This is a genomic window from Nocardioides sp. Kera G14 (assembly GCF_020715565.1).
Classification (GTDB): domain Bacteria; phylum Actinomycetota; class Actinomycetes; order Propionibacteriales; family Nocardioidaceae; genus Nocardioides.
Genome location: NZ_CP085839.1, coordinates 2,935,952 through 2,960,538, shown reverse-complemented (window position 1 = coordinate 2,960,538; position 24,587 = coordinate 2,935,952). Strand labels below are relative to the sequence as shown.

General features: G+C 69.6%; 22 protein-coding genes. 10 read left to right on the top strand and 12 right to left on the bottom strand.

Annotated features, from left to right (window positions below; genetic code table 11):
- Nucleotides 1-8: 8 nt before the first annotated feature.
- Nucleotides 9-1,025 (top strand): putative zinc-binding metallopeptidase, encoded by a 1,017-nt coding sequence (locus tag LH076_RS14490; protein ID WP_227781466.1) that lies wholly within the window; start codon nt 9-11, stop codon nt 1,023-1,025.
- Nucleotides 1,018-1,977, top strand: coding sequence for a glutathione S-transferase family protein (locus LH076_RS14485; RefSeq protein ID WP_227781465.1), 960 nt, complete (start codon nt 1,018-1,020; stop codon nt 1,975-1,977). Before LH076_RS14490 ends, LH076_RS14485 begins: the two co-directional genes overlap by 8 nt.
- Before the next feature lie 110 nt (nt 1,978-2,087).
- Here LH076_RS14485 and LH076_RS14480 read toward each other — a convergent pair whose 3' ends face one another.
- From LH076_RS14480 to LH076_RS14470, 3 genes are all read right to left on the bottom strand, one after another.
- A complete protein-coding gene (locus LH076_RS14480) occupies nt 2,088-3,599 on the bottom strand; it encodes an acetyl-CoA carboxylase carboxyltransferase subunit alpha/beta (RefSeq protein WP_227781464.1) in 1,512 nt (503 codons plus the stop codon).
- A 68-nt stretch (nt 3,600-3,667) separates the two neighbouring features.
- Nucleotides 3,668-5,095: a M1 family metallopeptidase gene (locus LH076_RS14475; RefSeq protein ID WP_227781463.1), complete on the bottom strand. Its 1,428-nt coding sequence runs from the start codon at nt 5,093-5,095 to the stop codon at nt 3,668-3,670.
- A gap of 7 nt (nt 5,096-5,102) precedes the next feature.
- Complete coding sequence (locus tag LH076_RS14470) at nt 5,103-6,281, bottom strand: PucR family transcriptional regulator (protein WP_227781462.1); 1,179 nt, start codon at nt 6,279-6,281, stop codon at nt 5,103-5,105.
- 93 nt (nt 6,282-6,374) lie between these two features.
- On the opposite strand from LH076_RS14470, the gene LH076_RS14465 reads away from it, so the two are divergent.
- The 5 genes from LH076_RS14465 to LH076_RS14445 are packed head-to-tail and all read left to right on the top strand — an operon-like array spanning nt 6,375 to nt 14,147.
- On the top strand, nt 6,375-7,478 hold the full coding sequence (locus tag LH076_RS14465; protein WP_227781461.1) for a ferredoxin reductase: 1,104 nt from the start codon (nt 6,375-6,377) through the stop codon (nt 7,476-7,478).
- 14 nt (nt 7,479-7,492) lie between these two features.
- The gene (locus LH076_RS14460) at nt 7,493-8,731 is read left to right on the top strand and encodes a fatty acid desaturase family protein (RefSeq protein WP_227781460.1); all 1,239 of its coding nucleotides are present in this window, start codon (nt 7,493-7,495) and stop codon (nt 8,729-8,731) included.
- 51 nt (nt 8,732-8,782) lie between these two features.
- Nucleotides 8,783-11,008 carry a fibronectin type III domain-containing protein gene (locus LH076_RS14455; RefSeq protein ID WP_227781459.1) on the top strand — a complete coding sequence of 742 codons (2,226 nt, stop codon included), beginning with the start codon at nt 8,783-8,785 and terminating at the stop codon, nt 11,006-11,008.
- A gap of 37 nt (nt 11,009-11,045) precedes the next feature.
- Nucleotides 11,046-13,322, top strand: coding sequence for a fibronectin type III domain-containing protein (locus LH076_RS14450; RefSeq protein WP_227781458.1), 2,277 nt, complete (start codon nt 11,046-11,048; stop codon nt 13,320-13,322).
- Nucleotides 13,323-13,343: 21 nt separating this feature from the next.
- A complete protein-coding gene (locus tag LH076_RS14445; RefSeq protein WP_227781457.1) occupies nt 13,344-14,147 on the top strand; it encodes a crotonase/enoyl-CoA hydratase family protein in 804 nt (267 codons plus the stop codon).
- Nucleotides 14,148-14,150: 3 nt separating this feature from the next.
- Here the strand turns inward: LH076_RS14445 and LH076_RS14440 are convergent, their stop codons facing one another.
- The 3 genes from LH076_RS14440 to LH076_RS14430 form a co-directional block, all read right to left on the bottom strand.
- Nucleotides 14,151-15,179 carry a family 43 glycosylhydrolase gene (locus tag LH076_RS14440; protein ID WP_227781456.1) on the bottom strand — a complete coding sequence of 343 codons (1,029 nt, stop codon included), beginning with the start codon at nt 15,177-15,179 and terminating at the stop codon, nt 14,151-14,153.
- A gap of 80 nt (nt 15,180-15,259) precedes the next feature.
- The gene (locus LH076_RS14435; protein WP_227781455.1) at nt 15,260-17,128 is read right to left on the bottom strand and encodes an acyl-CoA dehydrogenase; all 1,869 of its coding nucleotides are present in this window, start codon (nt 17,126-17,128) and stop codon (nt 15,260-15,262) included.
- 60 nt (nt 17,129-17,188) lie between these two features.
- Complete coding sequence (locus LH076_RS14430; protein ID WP_227781454.1) at nt 17,189-18,112, bottom strand: oxidoreductase; 924 nt, start codon at nt 18,110-18,112, stop codon at nt 17,189-17,191.
- A 47-nt stretch (nt 18,113-18,159) separates the two neighbouring features.
- Here LH076_RS14430 and LH076_RS14425 point away from each other — a divergent pair, with 47 nt between their 5' ends.
- From LH076_RS14425 to LH076_RS14415, 3 genes are read left to right on the top strand one after another with little or no spacing between them, the layout of a single operon-like run.
- Complete coding sequence (locus tag LH076_RS14425) at nt 18,160-18,624, top strand: nuclear transport factor 2 family protein (RefSeq protein ID WP_227781453.1); 465 nt, start codon at nt 18,160-18,162, stop codon at nt 18,622-18,624.
- Nucleotides 18,625-18,642: 18 nt separating this feature from the next.
- Nucleotides 18,643-19,134, top strand: a complete 492-nt coding sequence (locus LH076_RS14420; RefSeq protein ID WP_227781452.1) for a CAP domain-containing protein — start codon at nt 18,643-18,645, stop codon at nt 19,132-19,134.
- Between the two features lie 54 nt (nt 19,135-19,188).
- Entirely contained in the window at nt 19,189-20,274 is a 1,086-nt protein-coding gene (locus LH076_RS14415; protein WP_227781451.1) for a DUF475 domain-containing protein, read from the top strand.
- Here the strand turns inward: LH076_RS14415 and LH076_RS14410 are convergent.
- From LH076_RS14410 to LH076_RS14385, 6 genes are read right to left on the bottom strand one after another with little or no spacing between them, the layout of a single operon-like run.
- Nucleotides 20,229-21,092: a hypothetical protein gene (locus LH076_RS14410; protein ID WP_227781450.1), complete on the bottom strand. Its 864-nt coding sequence runs from the start codon at nt 21,090-21,092 to the stop codon at nt 20,229-20,231. The genes LH076_RS14415 and LH076_RS14410 overlap by 46 nt on opposite strands.
- Complete coding sequence (locus tag LH076_RS14405; RefSeq protein ID WP_227781449.1) at nt 21,089-21,652, bottom strand: TerD family protein; 564 nt, start codon at nt 21,650-21,652, stop codon at nt 21,089-21,091. The genes LH076_RS14410 and LH076_RS14405 overlap by 4 nt, the downstream gene beginning before the upstream one ends.
- Complete coding sequence (locus LH076_RS14400; RefSeq protein WP_227781448.1) at nt 21,652-22,110, bottom strand: hypothetical protein; 459 nt, start codon at nt 22,108-22,110, stop codon at nt 21,652-21,654. Before LH076_RS14400 ends, LH076_RS14405 begins: the two co-directional genes overlap by 1 nt.
- A gap of 18 nt (nt 22,111-22,128) precedes the next feature.
- Nucleotides 22,129-23,379 (bottom strand): toxic anion resistance protein, encoded by a 1,251-nt coding sequence (locus LH076_RS14395; RefSeq protein WP_227781447.1) that lies wholly within the window; start codon nt 23,377-23,379, stop codon nt 22,129-22,131.
- 13 nt (nt 23,380-23,392) lie between these two features.
- Nucleotides 23,393-23,971 carry a TerD family protein gene (locus tag LH076_RS14390; RefSeq protein ID WP_227781446.1) on the bottom strand — a complete coding sequence of 193 codons (579 nt, stop codon included), beginning with the start codon at nt 23,969-23,971 and terminating at the stop codon, nt 23,393-23,395.
- Between the two features lie 26 nt (nt 23,972-23,997).
- Nucleotides 23,998-24,576: a TerD family protein gene (locus LH076_RS14385; protein WP_227781445.1), complete on the bottom strand. Its 579-nt coding sequence runs from the start codon at nt 24,574-24,576 to the stop codon at nt 23,998-24,000.
- Nucleotides 24,577-24,587 lie beyond the last annotated feature (11 nt).

The following is a 24,587-nucleotide window of genomic DNA, read 5'->3' as shown; positions in this document are numbered from 1 at the left end:
ATCGGCCTGTGAAGGCCTTCCGCTGTCGCGCCTGCGACAACCCGCTCTACTTCGAGAACTCCGTCTGTGTCTCCTGCGGCACCTCGCTCGGCTTCTCGAGGGCGGAGCGAGCCATCGTCCCCGTCGATGAGACCGGTCGGTACGTCGACGCCCAAGGCCTCGTCTGGTGGGTCTGCTCCAACCTCAACCTGTCGGGCTGCACGTGGCTCGCAGCCGTCGAGGGCGGCCAGTGCGAGGCCTGCGACTTCACCCGCACCCGGCCGGCCGACGAGGACACCACCGCCCTCGCCGCCTTCCTCCAGGCCGAGCAGGCCAAGCGCTACCTCCTCGTCGAGCTCGACACCCTCGGCTTCCCGATCCGTTCGAAGGTCGAGGACCCGGAGCAGGGACTCTGCTTCGACCTGCTCGCGAGCGCCAACCTCGACGGCGCCGACTCGGACGAGAAGGTCGTCATCGGCCACGACAACGGCGTGATCACCATCGACCTCGCCGAGTCCGACCCGGTCTACCGCGAGAAGGTCCGGGAGTCGCTCGACGAGCCCTACCGCACGATGCTCGGCCACTTCCGCCACGAGGTCGGCCACTACATCGAGTGGCAGTACGTCGTCGGCGACCTGATCGAGCAGGCCCGCGAGCTCTTCGGCGACGAGCGCGAGTCGTACGCCGACGCGATCGAGCGCCACTATGCCGAGGGTGCCCCGGCGGGATGGGAAGCGAGCTACCTGTCGACGTACGCGACGATGCACCCCTTCGAGGACTTCGCCGAGACCTTCGCGCACTACCTCCACATCTCCGACACGATCGAGTCGGCAGGGGAGTACGGCCTCACCGCGGTGGCGCCCGTGACCGCGTTCAGCCAGTTCCGCGACGTCGTGACGGGCATCTGGGTGCCGCTCTCGATCGCGCTCAACGTGATCAACCGGTCGATGGGCAAGGGCGACCTCTACCCGTTCGTCATCCCGCCGCCGGTGCTGGACAAGCTGGACTTCGTCGCCGCCCTCGCCCCAGGAGCAAGCCATGAGTGACCACACCCCGTCGTACGTCGAGAAGGGCAAGTCCTTCGAGCGCGACATGACGTACATCCCCGACCGGATCACCGCTGATGGGGGAGCGGCGGTCGACCAGCCGTCCGATGCGCCGACGTGGCCGGTCGAGCCGGGCCGCTACCGCCTCATCGCGGCCAGGGCGTGCCCGTGGGCCAACCGGGCGATCATCGTCCGGGAGCTCCTCGGTCTCGAGGAGGTCATCTCCTGGGGTGCGCCCGGCCCGACCCACGACGCCCGCTCATGGACCTTCGACCTGGACCCCGACGGCGTGGACCCGGTGCTCGGCATCCACTTCCTGCGCGACGCCTACAACGCCCGGATCCCCGACTACCCGCGCGGCGTGACCGTGCCGGCCATCGTCGAGGTCTCGTCCGGCGAGGTCGTCACCAACGACTTCCCGTGGATCACGCACGACTTCTTCTTCGAGTGGCGCGAGTTCCATCGCTCCGGTGCTCCCGATCTGTGGCCCGAGGACGTGCGCGACGAGATGGAGACCGTGATGAAGCGGATCTTCACCGAGGTCAACAACGGCGTCTACCGCTGCGGCTTCGCCGGCTCGCAGGAGGCGTACGACGCCGCGTACGACCGGCTGTGGGCCGCGATGGACTGGCTCGAGGAGCGCCTCGCCGATCGCCGGTATCTGATGGGGGACGAGATCACCGAGGCCGACGTACGCCTCTTCACGACCCTCGCCCGCTTCGACCCGGTCTACCACGGCCACTTCAAGTGCAACCGCAACAAGCTGACCGAGATGCCCAACCTCTGGGGCTACGCCCGCGACCTCTACTCGATCCCCGCCTTCGGCAACAACACGGACTTCGACCAGATCAAGGCGCACTACTACGTCGTCCACAGGGACATCAATCCCTCCGGCATCATCCCGAAGGGCCCCGACCTGTCCGGCTGGACCGCACCCCACGGCCGCGCCTGACCCGCCGAAAGGGCCCTTCCTCACCGCCGAATCCGGGCTTTCCTCCCGCCGAATCGGGAGTTTCCTTCCGTCGAGTCCGGGGTTTCCTCTCGCCGTAGCGCGCTGCGCGCTCAGGCGTAACGCGCGGCGCGGTCGGCCGGGCTGCCCGGCCCCTTCTGCCGTACGCCGGTCAGCTCGTGACCAAGGGCTTCCGCGATGCCGGTGAGGAAGGCCTCAGGCTCGTCAGCCGCGTCGGGCATCTCGCCGATGACCCGGTCGACGATGCCGAGCTCGGCAAGGTCGATCGCCAGCACACGTTGGGTATTCGCGATCTCAGCGGCATGTTCCGTGTCGCCGTGGACGATCACCGACGCGCCTTCGGGGGGCAGTGGCGTGAGCCAGGCGTTCTCCGCCGCGATGATGCGGTCGCCGGGGAAGAGCGCCAAGGCTCCGCCGCCGTTGCCCTGGCCGAGCATGAGGGTGAGGGTCGGCGTACGGACGGCGACGAGGGCTGCCAAGGTTCGGGCGATCTCACCGGCGATGGCGCCGTTCTCGGCGGCGCCGGAGAGCTCGGCGCCGGGAGTGTCGATGACGGTCAGGAGGGGCAGCCCCAGGGACTCGGCCAGGGCGATGCCGCGCTGGGCCGTGCGCAGCCCGGCGGGACCGAACGGGCGCTTCGACTGAGCCGCGCGGTCCTGTGCCACGACGACGCAGGCCTCCTCGCCGAATCCGGCCAGCGCGAGGAGGATTCCGCTGTCCCGCTCTCCCCGAGTGGTGCCCTGCAGCGGGACGACCGTCGACGCATGTCCCAGGAGCTCACGGATCCCCGGTCGCTCGGGCCGACGCGTCCGCTCGATCCTCGTCCAGGCATCGACGTCCCGCCCCCCCACGGTCACCGTGACGCTTTGCGAGGTCGGTGACCCTTCGGAACCGTCACTTTCACCGCCAACGGTCACGGTGACCCTTTGCGTGCGCCGGGCCAACAGGTCCAGCACCTGGGTCGCCACGTCACGGAGCTCCTCGGGGAGGAGGACGCCGTCGATGATGCCGTTGGTGCCGAGGTTCTCGGCCGTCTGTACGTCGGGGGGCAGGGGCGACCCCGTGACGAGCTCGACCACCTTCGGGCCCAGGAAGCCGAGCAGGGCACGGGGTTCGGCCACCGTGATGTGTCCGAGTGAGCCCCAGGTGGCCATCACTCCGCCGGTCGTGGGGTGCCGGAGATAGACGAGATAGGGCAGGCCCGCGGCCTTGTGCGCGAGCAGTGCCTCACCGATGCGCACCATCTGGACGAAGGCCGGCGTGCCCTCCTGCATGCGTGTCCCGCCGGAGGAGGGAGCACCGATCAACGGCAGCCCCTCGTGCGTGGCCCGCTGGATCGCTGACACCAGCCGGTCAGCGGCGTCCCGGCCGATCGAGCCGGCCAGGAAGCCGAACTCGCTGATCAGCACCGCCACGCGGTGGCCGTTGATCGAGCCTGCGCCGGTCAGCACTGACTCGTCGGTGCCGGCCTTCTCCTGCGCGGCGGCGAGCTCGGCGGCGTACGTCTCGCTGATCCCGACCCTCGCCGGCGGGGTGTCCCACGACTCCCAGCTGCCCTGGTCGAGGACGAGGTCGAGCAGCTGTCGAGCATTCAGGCGCGCCACGTCGGCACCCTATCCGCAGGAAACGCCCCATTCGGCGCGAGGAAAGCGGACTCGGCGGGAGGGAAGCCCTATTTCGGCGAGGTGGGGCTCATCAGCCAGCGGGTCATCAGCGGTTGCAGGTCCACCCCGGACTGCGTGGAGAGCCACGAGAGATAGTCGGCGCGGGTCACTGACGTCCCCGAGCGCGCGGCGGGCCAGTCGCGGACGAGCTTCCAGAACTCGGTGTCGCCCACCCGTCGACGTACGCGGTCCCACATCAATGCGGGCCCGGCATAGACGTTGTCGTCGGCGAAGTGGTCCGGCTTGTAGTCGCCCGGTGGCCCGGCCTTGCGGCGGTCCTCGGCCTCGAAGAGCCCGAAGTCGCTGAGCGAGTCCCCGGGCGAGCGGTCCCAGGCTTCGTCGGTCCAGGTCAGTTGGAGGTACGTCGCCATCCCCTCGTTCATCCACACGTCGCTCCAGTCCGCGGGCGTGACGAGGTCGCCGTACCACTGGTGTGCCATCTCGTGCAGGAGCGTGTCTGCGGAGTAGTCGTCGGGGAGGTCGCCGAGGGTGAGCGTCGTCTGCGTCTCCATCGACGACTCGGCCGGCACGATCACCATCGACAGCGAGTCGAACGGATAGGGACCGAGCCGTTTCTCCAACCAGGCAAGGAGATCCGGCGTCTTCTCGAGGTCCTTGAGCGGCTGCTGGTCGTCGGTCGGGACCCAGTAGGTGAGCGGCACGCCGGAGGCCGACGTGGCGTGGGTCGGCGTGTACCGGCCCACCGCCAGGGTGGTGAGGTAGGACGCCATCGGCGCCGACGAGTGCCACCGCGTGGTGGTCGTCGTGCTTCCGGACGGTCCCTCGACGAGAGTGCCGTTCGAGATGCCCACCATGCCCGCGGGCACGGTGATCCGCACGTCGTAGAGCGCCTTGTCCGACGGGGTGTCGTTGACGGCGTACCAGGTGAAGGCGCCGTACGGCTCCTGCATCGTCCAGAGGCCGCCCTCGGGCGTCCGGGTGAGCCCGAGCGGCTGGACGTCGGACCGGCGGGACGGATCAGGGACGGGCTGCGCCGTGCCCGTGTAGCTCAGCGACAGGGTGTGGCGGGTGTCCGCCTCGACCGGGTGGGCGAGGGTCAGCGTGTCTCCGGTGTGGCTCGACTCGACGGGCGTCCCGTCGAGCATCACGGCCCCAGGCGTGAGCGCGGACCCGAGGTCGAGCGAGATCCTCGCGGACGCCCGGCTGGCCCGGAACTCCAGGGACTCCTCGCCGCTCAGCGTGGTGCCGTTCCAGGTCAGGTGGAGCTCGTAGTGCAGGGCATCGACCTCCGCGTGTCCGTGCTGCGGGTAGACGGAGTCCGGCTGCGGGGTCGAGACCGCGTCGTCGTACGCCGCCACCGCGCTGCCCGACACCGCGGGGGAGTGCTGCGGGGTGGTCGAGGCGTGGCCACCACAGCCGCTCAGCAGCGCTGCACTCAGCGTCGCTGCGGCCGTCAGGAGAGGGAGGCGACGCATGCCCCGATCATGCCGCCCCGAGACCCACGGTGAGGGCCAACACCCAGGCAGGATCGTCCAGTCGGTCGCCGTACAGCTCGCGCAGCTGACCCATCCGATAGCGGACGGTCTGCGGGTGCACGAAGAGCGCCGCGGCCACGTCGTCGCGACGGCCCTGGTGGAGCAGCCACGAGCGGAGCGTCTCGACCAGCTTCTCGGCGGTCGACGGACGGACGTCGGAGAGCGGATCGAGCACGGCGGCGCGGAGATCGCCGAGTGCGTCGGGGTCGGCGCCGAGGACGAGCGCCACGAGGTGGTCCTCGGTGTCGCCCGTCCAACCGGCCTCATGGACACGGACCGCCCGGAGGAAGGAGAGCCGGGCCTCGCGCCACGGTTTCGGTGGGCCGACGATCGCGCCCCGTCGGACCGCCGCGGAGAGGAGGGACGCGCGACGGTGCCCCTCGACGTCGGGGACCAGCAGCGTCGTCATCCCGTCGAGACCGGCCTGGCTCTCCAGCTCCAACGTCGCCTGCGGGATGCCCGAGAGGACCGGCGCGAGCTGCGGCGTGGGCACGAGCGCGGCGGTCAGAGTGGTCGGCGCGGTCCACTCGGCCTGCGCGGCTGCGTTCTCGAGCGTCTCCGAGGTCGCGCCGTCGACGAGCAGCTGCCCGAGCCGGGCGAGCAGGCGCCGCCGGACACGTCCTGCCGAGGCGAGCTCCTCGGCATGCCCGGCGACCGACGCGTCGGAGACCTCGTCGATCCACGCGAAGACCAGCGCCGCGAACTCGACCAGCGCCTCCGGTGGCAGCCCGGCCTGCAACGCCGTCGAGGAGAGCTCACGCCACGCGGTGCGGGCGCCGATCCGGTAGGCCGCGAGGAGCGCCTCGGGCGTGCGGCCGCTACGGGCCTCGCCGCGGCCGAGCTCGAAGGCGCCCTCGAGGGCCTCGGGCGTGGCGGAGGCGAGCTCGGCGAGGTTGCCCGACGCGACCGACAGGAAGCCGGACAGGGCGACCTCCACGGCGGTCTGGATGACCTGCGCCATGTTCCCGTGGGCCCAGGCGTCCTGGTAGCTGGGCACCTCGGCGATGACGGCGTTGACCACGTCCTCACCGATGGTCGGCAGGATCTCCTCGAGGCTCGCGACGATGCGCGGGGTGAGCCTGATCTCCGGCGTGGCAGTGGAGCGACGAGGGAACATCCGGGCCATCGCGAGTCCTTTTATCCGATCCGAACAATTCGGATGCGAATCTTCACGTCCGACGCACATGAGTTTAGCCCTGAAAGCAGTCACGATGGTGGGGTGAGCACATGGATCTCGGAGCGTGCCGGCCAGGTGGCCGCGCTGCTGGCGACCCCGCTCGTCCCGGACGACTACCTCGACCTCTTCCACCCCCTGCGGAAGGGCGCCGCCCTGCGCGCCCGCGTCGTCGAGGTCCACCCGGAGACGGCCGACGCCGCCACGCTGCTGCTCAAGCCCGGTAGGGACTGGGTCGGCCACATCCCCGGCCAGTACCTCCGCATCGGCGTCGACGTCGACGGCGTTCGGCACTGGCGGGCGTACTCCCTCACCCACGGGCCGCGCCGCGACGGCCTGATCTCGATCACGGTCAAGGCGGTCGCCGACGGCAAGGTCAGCCCCTATCTCGTGCATGGGACGAAGCCCGGCACACTGGTCCACATCGAGCAGGCCCAGGGCGACTTCGTGCTGCCCGCGGCGCTCACCGACCAGAAGTTCCTCTTCGTCACCGCCGGCTCGGGCATCACGCCGGTCATCGGCATGCTCCGCAACCTCTTCCCCGCCACGGACGCCGGCGTGGTCAACCACCACGATCAGCTCGACATCACGCTCGTCCACCTCGCGCCGAGCCACCCCGACACGATCTTCGTCAAGAACCTCGAGGCCCTCGCCGAGTCCGGCGCGATCCGGCTCATCAGCTGGTACGACGACGAGCGCGGCACCTTCGACATCGAGAAGCTCGACGAGCTGGTGCTGGACCTGCACGATCGCGAGACCTTCGCCTGCGGGCCGACCGGCCTCCTCGACGCGCTCTCCCTCCACCACGCCGAGCGAGGCAAGGAGCTGCACACCGAGCAGTTCCGCACCTCGACCGTCGTCATCGGCGACGGTGGCACGGTCACCTTCGACGGCGTGGCCAACGCCGGCACCGCGGTAGACGTCGACGCCTCCACCTCCATCCTCGACGCCGCCGAAGCCGCCGGCGTCCTCATGCCGAGCGGCTGCCGGATGGGCATCTGCTTCGGCTGTGTCCTGCCCCTCAAGGAGGGCGCGGTCCGCGACCTGCGCAACGGCGACCTCATCGTCGCCGTGCCAGGTGAGACCGACGGCCTGAACGTCCAGACCTGCATCAGCGCGCCCGCGGGCGCGTGCGTGATCGACCACTGATTCGGAGACCCCACATGACCATCGCCGATGACCCCACCCTCGCCCTCAAGAACGACCCCCACAACCCGATCGCCCACCTCTCCCGGGAGGACATCGAGGCGATCGGCGCGGAGCTCGACGCGATCCGCGCCGACGTCATGTCCTCCAGGGGAGCCAGGGACGCGGCCTACATCCGCAGGGTGATCAAGACCCAGCGCTACCTCGAGCTGGGCAGCCGCGCCGTCCTGCTGGCGTCGGTCTTCCCGCCGGCCTTCATCGCGGGCACGCTCGGCCTGAGCGTCGCCAAGATCCTCGAGAACATGGAGATCGGCCACAACATCCTCCACGGCCAGTGGGACTGGATGCGCGACCCCAAGATCCACTCGACCACTTGGGAGTGGGACAGCGCCGCGACCGCCGAGGGCTGGAAGAAGAGCCACAACGAGGAGCACCACACCTACACGAACATCGTGGGCATGGACAACGACCTCGGCTGGGGCCTCGTCCGTGTCGACGAGGCGCAGGAGTGGTCGCCCAAGTGCCTCTACCAGCCGGCGTACAACTTCCTGAACATGCTCTTCTTCGAGTACGGCATCGCCGCGTACGACCTGAAGCTCGGCGACTTCCTGCGCACGCCGAAGGAGGAGCGCGACCCGGCCCAGCTCCGCGACGTCAAGGCGACGCTCGCCAAGGTCAAGAAGCAGGCGCTCAAGGACTACGTGATCCACCCGATCCTCTCGGGCCCGTCCGCCCCGTTCACCCTGCTCGCCAACGTGCTGGCCAACATGGGCCGCAACGTCTGGTCCCACGCCGTGATCATGTGCGGCCACTTCCCCGAGGGCGTCGAGACCTTCGAGCTCGACGAGATCCCGGCCGACGAGACCCGCGGTGACTGGTACCTCCGGCAGATGCTCGGCTCGGCCAACATCTCCGGCTCCAAGGCGGTCCACCTCATGAGTGGCAACCTGTCGCACCAGATCGAGCACCACATCTGGCCGGACCTGCCCTCCAACCGCTACGCGGAGGTCGCCCCGAAGGTGCGCGACCTCTTCCAGCGCTACGGCCTGAGCTACAACACCCGTCCACTTCCGCTGCAGGTCGCCAGCGCCTGGCACAAGACGATCCGGCTCTCCTTCCCCAACGGCTGGTGGGAGAGCACCACACCGCGCAACCTGCCGAGCCAGCTCCGGGTCCTGGGCCGCGTCGTGAAGGCCAAGGGCAAGGACCGCCTCCGGATGCTCAAGGAGATCGAGGCGCGCGCAGCGACTCGCTGACCGGCGCCCGCCGGCGGGACGTGTTTTGGAACGCGTTCCTAGGCTCGACGCATGCGTCATCTCGGGACGACGCTGAAGGGCGTCCTCGCCGTCGTCGCAGCGCTTGGGGTCTGCGCGGCGATCTTCGTCGTGTCGGGAGTCCTCGGCGGTGACGGCACGTCGTCGCCGTACGCCGGCACGGGGCTGCCTCCGAGTCAGAGCCCGGCCTCGGCGGTGCCCGAGCTGGACCCCTCGGCCGCCGGGAGCGTCGCACCGACCCGCGGCCTGCCGCCCGAGCGTCAGGCCCAGCCCCGTCCTGAGACGGCGGCCGGCTCCGGTCCGGTCGACACCGGGCTGAGCCGACCTGTCCATGGCGCAAAGGCGGTCTCCGAGCTCGGCACCAGCCTGCCCGCGGTCGCGACCAACGCCGGCCTGACGTCCGCGCAGCTCGAGGGCGTGCTCAGGAGCGACCCGACGGCCTGGGTCAGCCGGGACGGCCGGGTCTTCTACAAGGAGGAGGTGCCCACCGCCCCGAAGCCGGTCGCCGGCCTCAGCAAGACCGCCGGCACGGCGCAGGCGCCCTATCCGCTGAGCAGCACGTTCGCCCTGCACAGCCTGCCCGGCTCCCACCACACGCTCTTCCTCGACTTCGACGGCGTCTCGGTCCTGAGCACGAACGCGTGGGTGACGCAGGCCGGCGTGACGGCCGGCACCTATGCCGGCTGGGACCCGGCCGGCAACGGTGCCGGCTTCACCGACGACGAGCGCGCCGCGATCCAGGGGATCTGGGCGCGCGTCGCCGAGGACTACAGCGCGTTCGACATCGACGTGACGACGCAGGACCCGGGCAGCGCCGCGCTGTCGATGAGCACGGCCACCGACGTCGACTTCGGCACCCACGTCGTCGTCACCGACTCCGCCGCCCCGGAGACCGCGATCTGCGGGACCGGTGGCTGTGGGGGTGTCGCCTGGACCAACGTCATCGACTCGCCCGTCTCGAAGTGGGGCGGCGCCGCCGACCTCAACGAGATCGCCTGGATCTTCCCCAACTCCCTGACCGACATGTCATCGAGCGTCGCCGAGGCCGCGGCGCACGAGGCGGGGCACACCTTCGGCCTGGTCCACGACGGCAACAGCGCCACGGGCGACAGCTACTACGAGCCGGACAATGGTGACGGCAGCAAGGTCTGGGCGCCGATCATGGGCGCCTCGTACTACAACGCGATCTCGCAGTGGTCGAAGGGCGACTATCCCGGCGCCACCAACTGGGGCACCAGCTCGCTCGGGAAGTCGATCCAGATCGCCAAGCAGGACGACGTCGCCCTGATCCGCGCGATCGCCGGCACCCGGGCGACACCCACGAGCTCGATCGCCTCGCCCCTCGCCGTCGATGGCACCACCCGTTACCGGACCCGCAGCACCGACACCGACACCTACCTGCTCGGCGCCTGCGGGGCCGGCGCCACGATCAGCGCCAACGGTGCCCTCGTCGGGCCCGACGTCGACCTTGCGCTCAGTGTCGTGGACAGCTCCGGACGGCCCGCTGCCGGCACCAGCCTGGACACGAACCCCACCACCACCCAGGCACTCGCCGCCGATCCGGATCCCTGGAACCGCTCGTACGGCGTCGAGGTCCCCTCCGGGGCGAGCTCGTCGATCACGCTGGGCTCGGCCGGCGGTCCGTACTTCGCCGTCGTCCGGCCCGGCGGCAACCTCGGTGGCGTCTGGGCCTCGGGGGGCTATGACGCCTACGCCAGCCTCGGCGCGTACGTCCTCACCCAGAGCGGCTGCAGCGCCGCAGCGGCCGCGTCGTCCGATGCCGGGACCACGTCGTCGGCCGCGCCGTCCACCACGCCGTCCACGCCGTCCACACCGGCGACGTCCGTCTCGTCAACGGTGGCCGCGACGACGCCCGGCTCCATGACCACGGCACCGAACGCGGCGCCGGTCACCTCGTCGTCCGCCCCGATCGGCGCCCCCTCGGTGACGCCCCGCGTCCCGGCGACGCCGGCCGCCGCCATCCGCCCGGGCCGTCCGGGCGGCCGCCGCACCGTCGTCGTCTCGTGGGTCCCCGGCGCGAGTGGCACCCGTCCGATCAGCACCTTCCGGATCACGCTGTACGTCGTCCGCAACGGTCACACCCGCGTGCTGCGACAGTGGGTGGTCGGGCCGACGCTCCGCCGCCGCGAGCTCCGTCTCGCCGCCGGCGGCAGGCGGTACGCCGTCAGCGTGACGGCCGTCAGCGCCGTGGGCTCGAGTCCTCCCAGTCGCCGTACCCGCGCCGCCGCTCCGCGTTGATCTCATATTTTCCGCACGCCGGCCGTAACCTCCTGATGTGAAGCTGCCCGGTCGCCTCGGAATGGGTATCGCCGCGCTCGCCATCACCGTGACCGGTGCGGCGACCCTGGCGTCCGGATCGGAGCACTCAGCCACCGCTCACAGCGGCCTGGCGCAGGCCACTGTGACCACTCTGCAGCCCGTCGTCCCGGGCATGGAGCTCTCCACGAACGCTCCGACCTCGACCTCGACCGCTTCCGCGTCGGGGACGCCCGTGCGCCCGACGCCGGTCTCCACCGGTCTCGAGAAGCCCACGCACGGCCATGCCGCCGTGGAGGCCCTGGGCGCCGCGCTCCCGGCCGTGGCCGAGAAAGCCGGGCTCTCGTCCGTCGAGCTCACCGGCGTGCTGGACTCCGACCCGACCGCGTGGGTCAGCCCGGCCGGTCGGGTCTTCTACAAGGAGGAGGTCCCGACAGCGCCGACGCAGGCCTCGAGCTTCGTCGCCGATCCCACAGACACGCCCTATCCGCTCGCCGACACCTTCACGCTGCACAGCCTGAAGGGATCGAAGCACACGATCTTCCTCGACTTCGACGGCGTGGACCTGTCATCGACCACCGGCTGGGCCGCCGACGATGACCTCGCTGCGGGGCCTTACGGGGGCTGGGATCCTGCCGGCGACGGGTCCACCTTCAACAACCAGGAGGAGGCGGCGGTCCAGGAGATCTGGGCGCGCGTCGCCGAGGACTACAGCGCCTTCGACGTCGACGTCACGACCGAGGACCCGGGCGACGCTGCGCTCGAGCGGACCAGCACGGGCGACCAGACCTTCGGAACCCGCGTCGTGGTGACCGACTCGCAGCTGCCGATGCTCGTCATCTGCGACAACCCCGCCACCCGTGCCCTCGACGGGGAGTGCGGCGGCGTCGCCTGGACCGGCCTCATCGACCTCCCGACCAGCGAGATGTCGGCGGCCCAATGTGGCGCGGCGGACTGCAACCAGATCGCCTGGGTCTTCCCGAGTGCGCTCAGCGACATCCCCTCGTCCATCGCCGAGGCGGCCGCTCACGAGGCCGGCCACACCTTCGGCCTGGTCCACGACGGTGACAGCACCACGGGCGACAGCTACTACGCGCCCGGTGAGTCCGACTGGAGCAAGGCTCGCGTCTGGGCACCGATCATGGGAGCCAGCTACTACAACGCCGTCAGCCAGTGGTCCAAGGGCAGCTATCCCGGCGCGACGAACTGGAGTGACGGCGAGCGGATCGCGCTCCAGGACGACGTCGCGATCATCCGCTCGATCGCCGGCACGAGGTCGACCGAGACGGGCACGCTCGCCAAACCGCTGGAGGTCGACGGCGCCACCCGATACATCACCGCCTCCAACGCCGCGGCCTACTACTCCTTGGGGTCCTGCGCCGCCGGTGCGACCGTCAGCACCGACGTCGCCCGCATCGGCCCGGATCTCGACGTGGACCTCACGATCGCCGTCGCAGGGAGTGGCGCGCCCGTCCAGTCCGCCGACCCGACGACGACGCAGTCGCTCGACCAGGCGACCTGGACCCCCGTCACCACCGGGCAGGGCAGCAGCGTGACGCTCGACTCGGCGGGCGGCCCCTATGTCGCGATCGTGCGCGGCGGCGGCAACCTCGGCGGCAACTGGGCCTCGGGCGGCTACGACGGCTACGCCAGCCTCGGCGCCTACTCACTGACCGTCGCGGGCTGTGACGCCGCCGGCGACCAGGCCGCCCAGGTCCGTGGCCTCTCGGCAGCGGTCACGCCCCGCTCCGGCCAGATCTCCGTGAGCTGGAAGGCGCCCGCCAAGGACACGGTGAGCAGCTACGACGTCGTCCTACGACGCGGGTCGACCCTCGTCGCCGAGCATGACGGCCTGACCCCGTCGGCGACCAGCGCGACCTTCACCGGTCTCCCGGCTGCGACCTACTGGGTGATGGTCATCGCCCACTCCGACGCCGGAACCAGCACCACCGCGGTCAGCACCGTCCTGCCGGCGTACGTCGTCCCGCGGGTGCCGAGTGCGCCGCGGGCCGGGATCCGGGCCGGCCACAAGGGGGGACGGAAGACGGTGGTCCTCTCGTGGGCGCCGGGATCGGCCGGGACGAAGCCGGTCACGGGCTACCAGCTCACCGTCTACGCCATCCGGAAGCACCGCGCGACGGTGGCTCGCCGCCTGGCGGTCCGCGCCTCGGTCCGGGCGACCGAACTCGCCCTCAAGGCCAGGAAGGGCGTGACCTATGCGGTCGCCGTCCAGGCTCGCAACGCGGTCGGCTGGAGTCCGTTGAGCGCGCGGACCAAGGCAGTTACTCCCAAGTAACTTACGGCTAGACTCGAGCGCATGGCTCTCGTCACCTGCACGATCACCGACGGCATCGCCCACGTGCGCCTCGCGCGCCCGGAGAAGCTCAACGCCCTCACGCTGCCACTCCTCGAGGAGCTGACGGCCACCGCGCGCCGCCTGGCGAAGGACACCACGCTCCGCGCCGTCGTCCTCGCCGGTGAGGGTGACGCCTTCTGCGCCGGCCTGGACTTCGCGAGCGTTCTGAAGAAGCCGGCCGCCGTCGCCAAGGCCTTCACGCCGCGCCCGTGGCGCAAGGCCGGCACCAACACCTTCCAGGCCGCCGCCTGGGCGTGGCGGGAGGTGCCCGTTCCCGTGATCGCGGCGGTCCACGGCCACTGCCTCGGCGGAGGTGTGCAGATCGCGCTGGGCGCCGACTTCCGGATCGCGACGCCGGACTCGAGCTGGTCGGTGCTCGAGGGCAAGTGGGGGATCATCCCCGACATGTCGGGCATCCAGTCGCTCTCCGAGCTGATCGGCATCGACCGCGCCAAGCTGCTCACCATGACCGCCGAGACGATCAGTGGCACCGAGGCCCACGAGCTCGGCCTCGTCACGCAGCTCGACGCCGACCCCGTGACGGCCGCCACGGCGCTCGCGCAGAAGCTCGCCACCAAGTCGCCCGACGCCCTCGCGGCCGCCAAGCGCCTCTTCGACGACACCTGGGGCCGCTCGCCCCGCCGCACCTTCTCGCGCGAGCGGATCGAGCAGCTGCGCCTGCTCTTCAGCACCAACGCCAAGATCGCCCGGGAGGCCGCTTTCAGCCGTACGCCGGCGGCGTACCGCCCGCGCGCCAAGCGCTGATACTCAGCGGTTGAAGCGTGGCTTCAGCCAGCGGTCGACCATCGGGAAGCCGTGCTTCGTGAAGCCGAGACGGAGGCCGTAGACGGCCCGCACGGGTGACCGTCGTGGGTTGAGCGGCGCGTCGCAGGTCTGGTACCGGTGTCGACACGTCCACGCATGGAAGTAGACGAGCAGATTCTTGCCGTTCGTGACGACGTCCGCGCCGCCCGGGCCACACAGCCCCTGCTTGCTGGTGCTGAGGAAGAGGTGGGCGGCCTGGTGCTGCCAGCTCGTGAGCGGGCTCTTCGAACGTCGCCACACAGTGCGGTAGCTGCACGTGGCATAGCTGCCCTCGGAGGTGAGCAGGTACCAGAAGGGGCCGTGCCGGAAGATCACGGGATTCTCGACCACGCCCGATGAAGTGAGGAGCTGGCGGCTGGCCGCGGCCGCGTGGAGGCCGTCACCGCTCAACGGGAGCAACCGGATCGTCGAGGGCGATCCGTCTGTCTTGTAGAGCAGGTAGGAACGTCCTCCGAGGATGGTGAACGATGGGTCGATCGCCCCATGTGCCGTGGCTGGGTTGGACGTCGTCGCGCCCGGGGTGTCGATGAACTGGTCCTCGGCCGGCGGAGTGTCGAGCCCGGCCGGGCAGACCAGTGGCGCGTCGTCCAGCGGCGTGAAGGTGCCGTCGGGTCGGGCGCCGGTCGCGACGCCGATGCAGTGGCTCGAGGACTTCCCCCCGCGCACCGGCGCGGCGAAGTAGAGCACCCAGCGGGCGCCGCGCTGAACCAGGTCCGCGGCCCACATGCCGACGCCGCGCGCCCAGGCGGGCGCCCGGGTGAGGGCCGGAGCGGCGGCCTTGAAGGCCAGGCCGTTGCGGGACGTCATCCGGGGCAGGTTGGGACCGGTGCCGACGACGACGTAGCCGTTGGACGTCTTGACGACGCTCGGATCGGGAAAGTCGTTCGTGGTCAACGACCGCGGTGGCTTGGGCCCGTGCTTCTTGTGCTTCTTGGCAGCCTCGGCGGGCTGCATGAGGCCGGCGAGAAGCACGGCGGTGATGAGAAAGAGAAGGCCCGCCCGGTACCCGCGGATGCGGGCTGCCGGACGGGCCGCTCGTGGTGCTTGGGATCTCAGAAGATGTCCTCGCTGAACTCCATGAGCGAGTTGTCGACCGCCTCCGCGATCGCTCGCTCGGCGGCAATCTTGGGGAGAGTGTAGGAAGCGAAGAACTTCGCCGCGGCGACCTTCCCCTGATAGAACGCTGTGTCCTTCTGGGAGGCACCTGTGGCAAGCGCGTTTGCGGCGATTTCCGCCTGCTTGAGGAGTAGCCAGCCGATCACGACGTCACCGATGCTGAGCAGCAGGCGCGAGGTGTTCTGCGCGACCTTGTAGATGTTGTTGATCTCGTCCTGGGCGGACATGAGGTCGGTGAACATGTGGCCGACGATGCCCTCGACGTCCTCGAGGCCCTTGGCGAGCAGGTCCTTGGATGCCTTGAGCTCCGCGTTGCCGTCCTCGGCGAGGAAGGCCTTGATGTCGGCGGAGAGTTGGCCGATGGCCTTGCCCTGGTCCTTGACGATCTTGCGGAAGAAGAAGTCCTGGCCCTGGATCGCCGTGGTGCCCTCGTAGATCGAGTCGATCTTGGCGTCACGGACGTACTGCTCGATCGGGTACTCCTGCAGGAAGCCGGAGCCGCCGAAGGTCTGGAGCGACTCGGTGCCCAGGAGCGTCCACGCCTTCTCCGAGCCGTAGCCCTTGACGATCGGGAGCAGCAGGTCGTTGACCGCGACGGCCAGCTTGGCCTCCTCGGAGTCCGTGGTGCCGTCGGCCTTGTGCTGGAGGATCTTGTCCTGCCACGAGGTGGTCAGGTAGATGAGGGCGCGCATGCCCTCGGCGTACGACTTCTGCACGAGTAGGGAGCGACGCACGTCGGGGTGGTGGGTGATGGTGACGCGCGGGGCGTCCTTCGCCGGGTTGGTGAGGTCGGCGCCCTGGACGCGGGTCTTCGCGTACTCGAGTGCGTTGAGGTAGCCGGTCGACAGCGTCGCGATCGCCTTGGTGCCGACCATCATGCGAGCGTTCTCGATGACGTCGAACATCTGGCGGATGCCGTCGTGGACCTCGCCGAGGAGCCAGCCCTTGGCCGGCTCGCCGCCACCGATCTGCGGGTCGCCGAAGGTGACCTCACAGGTGTTGGAGACCTTGATGCCCATCTTGTGCTCGACGTTGGTGACGTACGCACCGTTGCGCTCGCCGGTCAGGTCACCGGTCTCGTGGTCGAAGTGGTACTTCGGGACGAGGAAGAGCGAGAGGCCCTTCGTGCCCGGGCCGCCGACGCCCTCGACGCCGCGCGGACGCGCGAGCACGAGGTGCATGATGTTCTCCTGCAGGTCCGACTCGGCGCTGGTGATGAAACGCTTGACGCCGGAGATGTTCCAGGAGCCGTCCTCGTTGGGGGTGGCGTAGGTCTTGCCGGCGCCGACGTCGGAGCCGGCGTCGGGCTCGGTCAGCACCATGGTGGCGCCCCAGAGCTTCTCGACCATGATCTCGGCGATGCGCTTGTCGCGCTCGTTGCCGTTCTCGAAGACGACGCGAGAGAAGAAGGGGCCGGCGCCGTACATCCAGATGGGGGCGTTGGCGCCGCAGATCATCTCGGCCGTGGCCCACACCAGGGAGGACGGGGCGGGGGTGCCGCCGATCTCCTCGGGGGCCTGCAGGCTCCAGAAGCCCGACTCCATCCAGGTGTCGTAGGACTTCTTGAAGGACGCCGGGACGGGCGCGGTGTTGGTCGTGGGATCGAAGACGGGCGGGTTGCGGTCGCTGTCCTCGAAGGAGGCCGCAAGGTCCTCGCGGGAGATGCGCTCGACCTCGGCGAGGATCTCCTTCGCCGTGTCGATGTCGAGCTCGGCCCAGGGACCGGTGCCGAGCAGCTTGTCCGTGCCGAAGACCTCGAAGAGGTTGAACTCGATGTCTCGCAGGTTGCTCTTGTAGTGGCTCACGGGAACATGCTACCCGTCGGTAACTTAACTGCCTAGCGGCAGGGCACGCTCATGGCCGGATCACGGCCAGGCGAGGCAGGTGACCTCCTCCGAGAGGCTCCAGAGGCGTGCTGCGGCGTCGGTGTCGTGGGACAGCCTCGTCGACCGGACGATCCTCGGAGCGCCCGCGATCTCGGCGGGCCCGCCCGGGCCGACGTAGGTGCCGCCGGGGAGTTGCGCGGTCGCTGCCATCAGGGTCGGCCGGGCGCCGCCGGCGGCGTCCTGGGCCATGATCCGGTAGGACTTGTTGAGCATCCGGGAGAGCGGCCCGAAGGTCTTGCCGTTCGCGACGATGTGCGTGTGCGCGAAGCCGGGGTGCGCCGCCAGCGCCGTGACCGTGCTGCCCTTCGCGCTGAGCCGTCGGTCGAGCTCGTAGGTGAAGAGCAGGTTGGCCAGCTTGGAGCGGCCGTACGTCGGCCAGCGGTGGTAGCCCGGGATGTCGGCGCGCGGGTCGTCCAGCGGCGGCGTCCTGACGAGCGTGTGGGCGAGGCTCGCGACAGTGACGACCCGTCCCGCCGGTGCCGCCTCGAGCTGCGGAAAGAGGAGCCCCGTGAGCAGGAAGGGACCGTAGTGGTTGGTGCCGATCTGCTGCTCGAGACCGTCCTTCGTCCGGCCGTGCGGTGTGGCCATGATGCCGGCGTTGTTGAGCAGCAGGTCGATCGGCCCGAGGGCGGCGAGCTCGCCGGCCGCACGACGTACGGACTCGAAGCTCGTGAGGTCGAGGGTCGTCGCGGTGAGCTGTGCCGCGGGGGCTTCGCGCCTGATCGCCGCCGCCGACTCGTCGAGCTTCGCCTGGCTGCGGCCGGCGAGGATGACGTGCGCGCCCTTGCGTGCGAGCTCGAGGGCGGTGAAGTACCCGATGCCGCCGAGGCTCGGGCCGGTGATCACGGCGACCCTCCCGGTGAGGTCTGGGATGTCGGCGGGGGTCCACTTCGCGGCGGTCATGCGCCGCACGGTAGCGGATCAGGAATAGAACGTGTTCTGATATCGGCATGACGGTGGAGAGCCTTCCCGCAGCGATCATCTGGAACGCCCCCAACGACCCCCATCCTGCGCGGACGGCCTCGCAGCGCTCCTACGCGGCCGTGGCGCGCGGCGACCTCGCCGAGTGGCTGACGGTGTACGCCGAGGACGCGGTGCTCGAGGACCCCGTCGGTCCGTCGATGTTCGACCCCGAGGGACGCGGCCACCACGGCCACACCGGGATCTCCGCCTTCTGGGAGGCGGCGATCGCGCCGATCGACTCCTTCGAGTTCCGGATCAACGACTCGTTCGCGAACCCCGGCTCGAACACCTGCGCCAACATCGGCCAGATCCGGACCGCCTTCGCCGACGGCTCCTTCACGGTGACGGACCTGATCATGGTGTACGTCGTGAACGACGAGGGCCGGGTGACCTCGATGCGGGCGTACTGGGAGCCGGAGCGCACGATGGGATCGTTCACCGCTGCTCCCTGAACCATCGGAGGTATCCCCATGGCCGCCCTCAAGGCGCTGCTCCTCGCGCTGACCGTCTCGTCCGCACTTGTCGTCTCCGCTCCGGCGCACGCCAGCGGCTCGGGCGCCTTCAAGCCCCGCAAGGAACAGAATGCGAAGGTGATGAGGGCCTACCGCGCTGAGATCCTGCGCCTGGTCAACCGGGAGCGCACGAGCCGGGGGCTGCGGGCCCTCCGGCCCCTCAAGTGCGCCAACCGATTCGCGGCCGAGCTCGCGAACCAGATGGACCGGGAGAACAGCTTCCACCACTCCAACCTGGCCAGCCTGCTTCCGCGCTGTGGTCTTCAGGAGGCCGGCGAGAACATCGAGATCGGCGCCCGTTCGGCGAAGGCGACCGTCCGTGCGTGGATGCACAGCCCCGGCCACCGCGCCAACATCCTCACGGCGTCGTACCGGCTGAGCGGCATCGGCCTGGTCTACGACAACTCGCGGCGTCGCTGGATCGCGGTCCAGGACTTCGGGGCGCGCTGACGCCGGAGGCTGTCGTATCCCGCCGGTTGGTGCGGGATGCGAGACTACGGCCTCATGATCTTCAAGACGTTCGGCTGGGCCTTCGGCATCACGGTGCTGGGGCTCGTCGCCGCCGCCCTCTATGGAGGCGTGACCGGCCTGACCGTCACCGCCATCCTCATCGTGCTCGAGGTGTCCCTCTCCTTCGACAATGCGGTCGTCAACGCGCGCGTGATCGAGCGGATGTCGGCGTTCTGGCAGAAGTTGTTCCTGACCGTCGGCATCGTGATCGCGGTCTTCGGGATGCGCCTGCTCTTCCCGCTCGTCGTCGTCGGTATCACCGCGCACCTCTCGCCGCTACGGGCGTGGAACCTGGCGATGGAGAAGGGCGATCCGGACGTACCGGGCACCTACGGCCACATCCTGCATGACGCACACCCGTCGATCGCGGCCTTCGGCGGCATGTTCCTCTTGATGATCTTCCTCAACTTCGTCTTCGACGATGAGAAGGAGTTGCACTGGATCGACCCGGTCGAGCGGGTGCTGCAGAAGTTCGGATCGCTGGAGGAGGCATCCATCCTGGTCGCGCTCGCGACACTCTTCGGCTTCGCGCTCGGCTTCCGTGAGCACGCCGAGGACGTGCTGCTCTCCGGCGTGGTCGGCCTCATCACCTACCTGGTCGTCAACGGGCTGGGGAACTTCTTCGACGTCGAGGAGGAGCTCGACCACGCCACATCGGGTGCCAGTGCCGGCCAGACGGCCATCGCGGTCGGCAAGTCCGCCTTCTTCCTCTTCCTCTACCTCGAGGTCCTCGACGCCAGCTTCAGCTTCGACGGCGTCATCGGCGCCTTCGCCATCACGTCGGACCCCGTGATCATCGCGCTGGGCCTCGGCGTCGGCGCGATGTACGTCCGATCACTCACCATCTACCTCGTCCGCAAGGGCACCCTCGACGACTACGTCTTCCTCGAGCACGGTGCGCACTGGGCGATCGGTGCCCTGGCGATCCTGCTCCTGGTGACCATCGGCCACGAGATCCCCGAGGTCGTCACCGGCCTCGTCGGCGTCGGCTTCATCGCGGCCGCCTTCTTTTGGAGCGTCCGGCACAACAGGCGTCAGGAGACCGGCGACCTGTCGTCGAGCCAGGCGATCGAGTCGTAGCCGAAGGCCACGCACGCGCTGCGCACCGAGTCGGCGGAGTCCAGCTCGGTGCGCAGCGCGATCTCGCCGCGCACCTGGTAGAGGCTCACCGCCGCCAGCGCAACGCCGTCCGTGGCGGCGTCGAGCGGCGCCTCGACCCGGGCGCCGGCGTGCGTGGTGATCACGAGCGTGCCGTTCCAGTGGACCGGCGTCCGTGAGGCGGAATGTACGACGACCAGCAGCCGCTCGACGTCGTGGATCTGGCGCAGGTCGACCGCGATCCGGCCGAAGCGGCCCCTGCTCCCCACCAGGACCGGCAGCATGGCTCCCTGCGGGGCGGTCGGCTTCCCGCTGTCGACGTTGAGGAACGACGAGAGCCCTGAGGCGAGCTGGTAGGCGCACCCCACATGCACGTCCCCCAGCTCCGGCGAGATCGCGGCCTCGATCGTCAAGGTCCCGATGCCGCTCGCCACGCGGGAGAGCACGACGCTGGGCGTCGCCGGGGCGAGGAGGACTCGACCGCTCGTCTCCGGCAGCCGCCTGCCGGGCAGGCTCGGCAGGGCGGTTCGCGAACTCCGGGCTGCGACGGTCGGTGCGGTGGGCGCTGCAGAGGGCAGGGCATCGAGGTCGAGCACGGACGATGCGGCGCTGACCGGCGTCGGCGTGGATGCGGGGCCGGGCGCGTCGTCGAGGTCGAGGAGTGACGAGCCTGATCGGAGTGGGGCTGCCGGCACGGCGGGTGCAGCCGGAGCGGCCGGAGGCGGCGGCGTGCGCGACGAGCGGACGGTGAGGAATCCGAGGTCGGGCCGAGGTCGGGCGCGTGCCGGGTCCAGTGTCATACCGAGAGTCCGAAGTCCCTGGCCATGGCGCTCACGCCGCCGGCGTACCCCTGCCCGAGCACCTTGAACTTCCAGCCCCCGTCGTGGCGGTACATCTCGGCGAGGGTCAGGGCGGTCTCGCTGGTGAGGGCGGGCGCGAGGTCCTCGGAGCGGACCAGCTCGGCACCGTCGGCGGCGTTGAGGACCCGCACCTCACAGGAGCGCAGCTGCCCGAGGGTACGTCGTGGGCCCGGCCCCTCGTTGACATAGACAGCCACGACGATCCGACTGATGTCGTCGGGCACGCCGGCGAGGTCGATCTCGACCTGCTCCGTATCGCCGTCGAGGGCGGTCTCTCGTTGGCTGACCGACTCGTCGGGGCTGGTGAGCTGGTTGAAGAAGACCAGGTGCTCCTCCGACGGCACGTGATGGGGCCGGTCGCAGAGCAGGGTCGCCATGACGAGGTTCCGGTCGAGCGCGGTCTCGGCACCGGCGTTCCAGCGGACGCCGATGACGACGCCGGTGAGGGACGGCACCTCCCGGGTGAGCGCGACATTGGCGCCGCGTTGCATCAGGGCCATCAGAGGTCCAGGTCCGATCCGGAGAACTTGGTGCGCAGGAAGTTGCCCTGGGTGAGGAGGTCGTCCGCGTCGCGGCTCCGGGTCGCCGTCAGCACCTCGTCGGCGGCGAGGGCGAGTGCATCGAGCTGCTCGGTGACCTGCTCGGCATGCTCGGGATCCGGCTGGAGCGCGAGGTACCGGTTGAGCGTGGTGGGCAGGTAGTCGCGCACGATGCCCCGGACCGACACGATTGCCTGGATGTCGGGATCCTGATCGTCAGCGAGGCTCTCGAGGATGTCGTCGACCAGATCGGTGACCCGCCGTGCAGCCACGACGGCCGCGACGGGTAGGCGCCCTGCATTGCGGTTGATCATCCTGACGAGCTCGGCGTGCGCGGCCTCGAGTGCCTCGGGACTGTCGGGATCAGGCTCCGTAGCCACCGACTCGGTGTTCGCGCGGTGGCGGAACCAGGACCTCATGGCGCCAGTATCGCAAGGCTATGAACGTGCCTCGCCGGCGCGGGTGCGCTCGAGGTAGGGCCGCGCCCGCTGGATCTGGCCCTCGAGGGCGTTGACCGTCTCGGCCATGCTGTCGACCGCCTGAGCGCGGAACGTGTCGAGGGCGTCCATGGTCGCGAAGACGTTGTCGAAGGCGGCCTGAAGCTTGGCGATGTCGATCGTGCTCGACGCGGCCTGCTGGTTGATCTGAGCGCCCTGCATCTTGAGCTGCTGTGAGGTCGACTCGATCAGGTTCGAGGTCGTCGTGTTGAGGGCGTTGATCTGGTCGAGGACCAGCTTCTGCCGCGACAGTGCCTGGGAGACGATGACCGCCGTACGGAGTGCTGCGACGGTGGTGGTCTGGGCCCGGTCGACGCCCTTGATCAGCTCGAGGTTGTTGCGCCGGATCAGGTCGAGGGCCATGTAGCCCTGAACCGAGACGGCCAGCTGGGTCAGGATGTCCTGGTGCCGCTGGCGGATCGCGAAGAGCACGTCGGAGCGCATGGTGTTCGCGTCGTCCGTGCGCCCCGCGGCCTCGAGCTGCGCGATCTTCTGCTCGACGGCGCCATCGAGAGCGGAGGCGAGGGTCTGGTACTCGTTGAGCCTGCCCATCGCGGCCCACATGTTGGCCTTCTCGGTCTCGATCGCCGCGTTGTCCTTGCGGAGCTCGTCCTGGCCGGACGCGAGCGACTTGATGATCCCGTCGAGGTGGCTCTGGGCGGACTCGTACTTCGCGAAGTAGCGCTGCACCTTGTCGCCGCCGGGGATCCACTTGAGGACCTTCTTCACGCCGGTGAGGTCGGCGCGGTTGGGGTCGAGCTCCGTGACGGTGTTGCGCAGGTCGACCAGGGTGTTGGAGACCCGCGTCTGGGCGTCGCCGCTGGGTGTTCCCTTGGCGCCCTTCACGATGGCGGCCGGACGCTCGAGCATCCGGTTGGAGACGCTCGCGGTCGCGCGAATGTCCTTGTCACCCATCGAGGTGATCGACTCGACCTTCTTGGTGAACTCCGGGCTCCGGGTGTCCATCGCCGCAAGCTCCTCGGCGAAGGCCGCAGCCCGGGCCTGGAGCTCCGTCTGCTTCGCCGGGTCGACGGGAACCGAGCCGGCGGCCTGCTCGGGCTCGACCACGGCGACCGGAGCCGGCGGTGCGAGCACGAGGTTGCTCGTGGCCGCCTGGGCGGGCGGCGTCAGCGGGATGCCGGCCGCCGCGGGGGCCGGCGTCGTGACGTCGAGGTCGAGCTCGTCAGACATGAGAATCCTTGGTTCAGAGGGACGGCTGGATGGCCGGGAGCAGGTCCTTGAACGTGCGTCCGTTGGCGATGTTGCCGATCGCCGTCATCGACCAGCCTGCACCCTCCCGGCTGACCTTGGCCATGACCTGGGCGGTGTGCGTACCGGAGCCGGTGAGCTCGTACTTGGCGATCTCGGTGCGGGTCGTCTCGTCGACCAGCCGGCAGAAGGCGTTCTCGATCTGGCTGAAGTTCTGGCCGGTGAAGGAGTTCACGATGAAGACGATCGTCTGGACCTGGGCGGGCAGCCGGTCCAGGAAGACGGTGATCGACTCGTCGTCACCCTCGCCGGCGCCGGTCAGGTTGTCGCCGCTGTGTTGCACGGCGCCGTCCTTGCTCTTGAGCTGGCGGAACCAGACCTGGTCGACGACGTTCTTCGCCGCGTCGTAGAGGACGGCGCTCGCGTCGAGGTCGATCGACTGCGACTTCGAGCCCCCGAAGAGGCCCTTCTTCTTCACGGCGTCCCAGCCGAGGCCCATCCGGACGTGCGTGAGGCTCCCGCCGTCCTTCTTGGCGAGAGAGACCGTCTGGCCCTTGGAGAGTGAGACTGACATGCGAGAGCTCCTAGTGTGGTGGCTGGTCAGCCGAGGTTGACGCCGTAGTCGGTCACGATGCCGACCAGGCCGGAGGCATAACCCTGGCCGACGGCCCGGAACTTCCAGTCTGCCCCGTTGCGGTAGAGCTCACCGAAGATCATGGCGGTCTCCATCGAGGCGTCCTCGGAGAGGTCGTAGCGGGCGATCTCGTTGTCATCTGCGCGGTCCACGACGCGGATGTAGGCGTTGGAGACCTGGCCGAAGTTCTGCCCCCGCTGCTGGCCCTCGTGGATCGTGACGGCGAAGATGATGCGCTCCGACTCGGGCGTGAGGGACGAGAGGTCGACCTCGATCGCCTCGTCGTCGCCGGCCACGGCTCCGTCGCGGACGTCACCGGTGTGGCGGACGGTCCCCTCGGGCGAGGTCAGGTTGTTGTAGAAGATGAAGTGGGCGTCGCTGAGGACCTTGCCGTTGGCGCCGAGCACGAGGGCGCTCGCGTCGAGGTCGAAGTCCTGGCCCGTCGTCGTACGGGCATCCCAGCCGAGTCCCACGGTGACATTGGTCAGGCCCGGCGCCTCCTTCGTGAGGCTGACGTTTCCACCCTTGCTCAGGGAGACGGGCATGGTTCCTCCTC

Bases quoted from the DNA above. Each gene is read 5' to 3' on its own strand.
- LH076_RS14485 (WP_227781465.1), top strand. From the start codon at position 1,018: ATGAGTGACCACACCCCGTCGTACGTCGAGAAGGGCAAGTCCTTCGAG.
- LH076_RS14475 (WP_227781463.1), bottom strand. From the start codon at position 5,095: ATGCGTCGCCTCCCTCTCCTGACGGCCGCAGCGACGCTGAGTGCAGCG.
- LH076_RS14470 (WP_227781462.1), bottom strand. From the start codon at position 6,281: ATGGCCCGGATGTTCCCTCGTCGCTCCACTGCCACGCCGGAGATCAGG.
- LH076_RS14460 (WP_227781460.1), top strand. From the start codon at position 7,493: ATGACCATCGCCGATGACCCCACCCTCGCCCTCAAGAACGACCCCCAC.
- LH076_RS14455 (WP_227781459.1), top strand. From the start codon at position 8,783: ATGCGTCATCTCGGGACGACGCTGAAGGGCGTCCTCGCCGTCGTCGCA.
- LH076_RS14445 (WP_227781457.1), top strand. From the start codon at position 13,344: ATGGCTCTCGTCACCTGCACGATCACCGACGGCATCGCCCACGTGCGC.
- LH076_RS14430 (WP_227781454.1), bottom strand. From the start codon at position 18,112: ATGACCGCCGCGAAGTGGACCCCCGCCGACATCCCAGACCTCACCGGG.
- LH076_RS14425 (WP_227781453.1), top strand. From the start codon at position 18,160: ATGACGGTGGAGAGCCTTCCCGCAGCGATCATCTGGAACGCCCCCAAC.
- LH076_RS14420 (WP_227781452.1), top strand. From the start codon at position 18,643: ATGGCCGCCCTCAAGGCGCTGCTCCTCGCGCTGACCGTCTCGTCCGCA.
- LH076_RS14415 (WP_227781451.1), top strand. From the start codon at position 19,189: ATGATCTTCAAGACGTTCGGCTGGGCCTTCGGCATCACGGTGCTGGGG.
- LH076_RS14410 (WP_227781450.1), bottom strand. From the start codon at position 21,092: ATGACACTGGACCCGGCACGCGCCCGACCTCGGCCCGACCTCGGATTC.
- LH076_RS14405 (WP_227781449.1), bottom strand. From the start codon at position 21,652: ATGGCCCTGATGCAACGCGGCGCCAATGTCGCGCTCACCCGGGAGGTG.
- LH076_RS14400 (WP_227781448.1), bottom strand. From the start codon at position 22,110: ATGAGGTCCTGGTTCCGCCACCGCGCGAACACCGAGTCGGTGGCTACG.
- LH076_RS14395 (WP_227781447.1), bottom strand. From the start codon at position 23,379: ATGTCTGACGAGCTCGACCTCGACGTCACGACGCCGGCCCCCGCGGCG.
- LH076_RS14390 (WP_227781446.1), bottom strand. From the start codon at position 23,971: ATGTCAGTCTCACTCTCCAAGGGCCAGACGGTCTCTCTCGCCAAGAAG.
- LH076_RS14385 (WP_227781445.1), bottom strand. From the start codon at position 24,576: ATGCCCGTCTCCCTGAGCAAGGGTGGAAACGTCAGCCTCACGAAGGAG.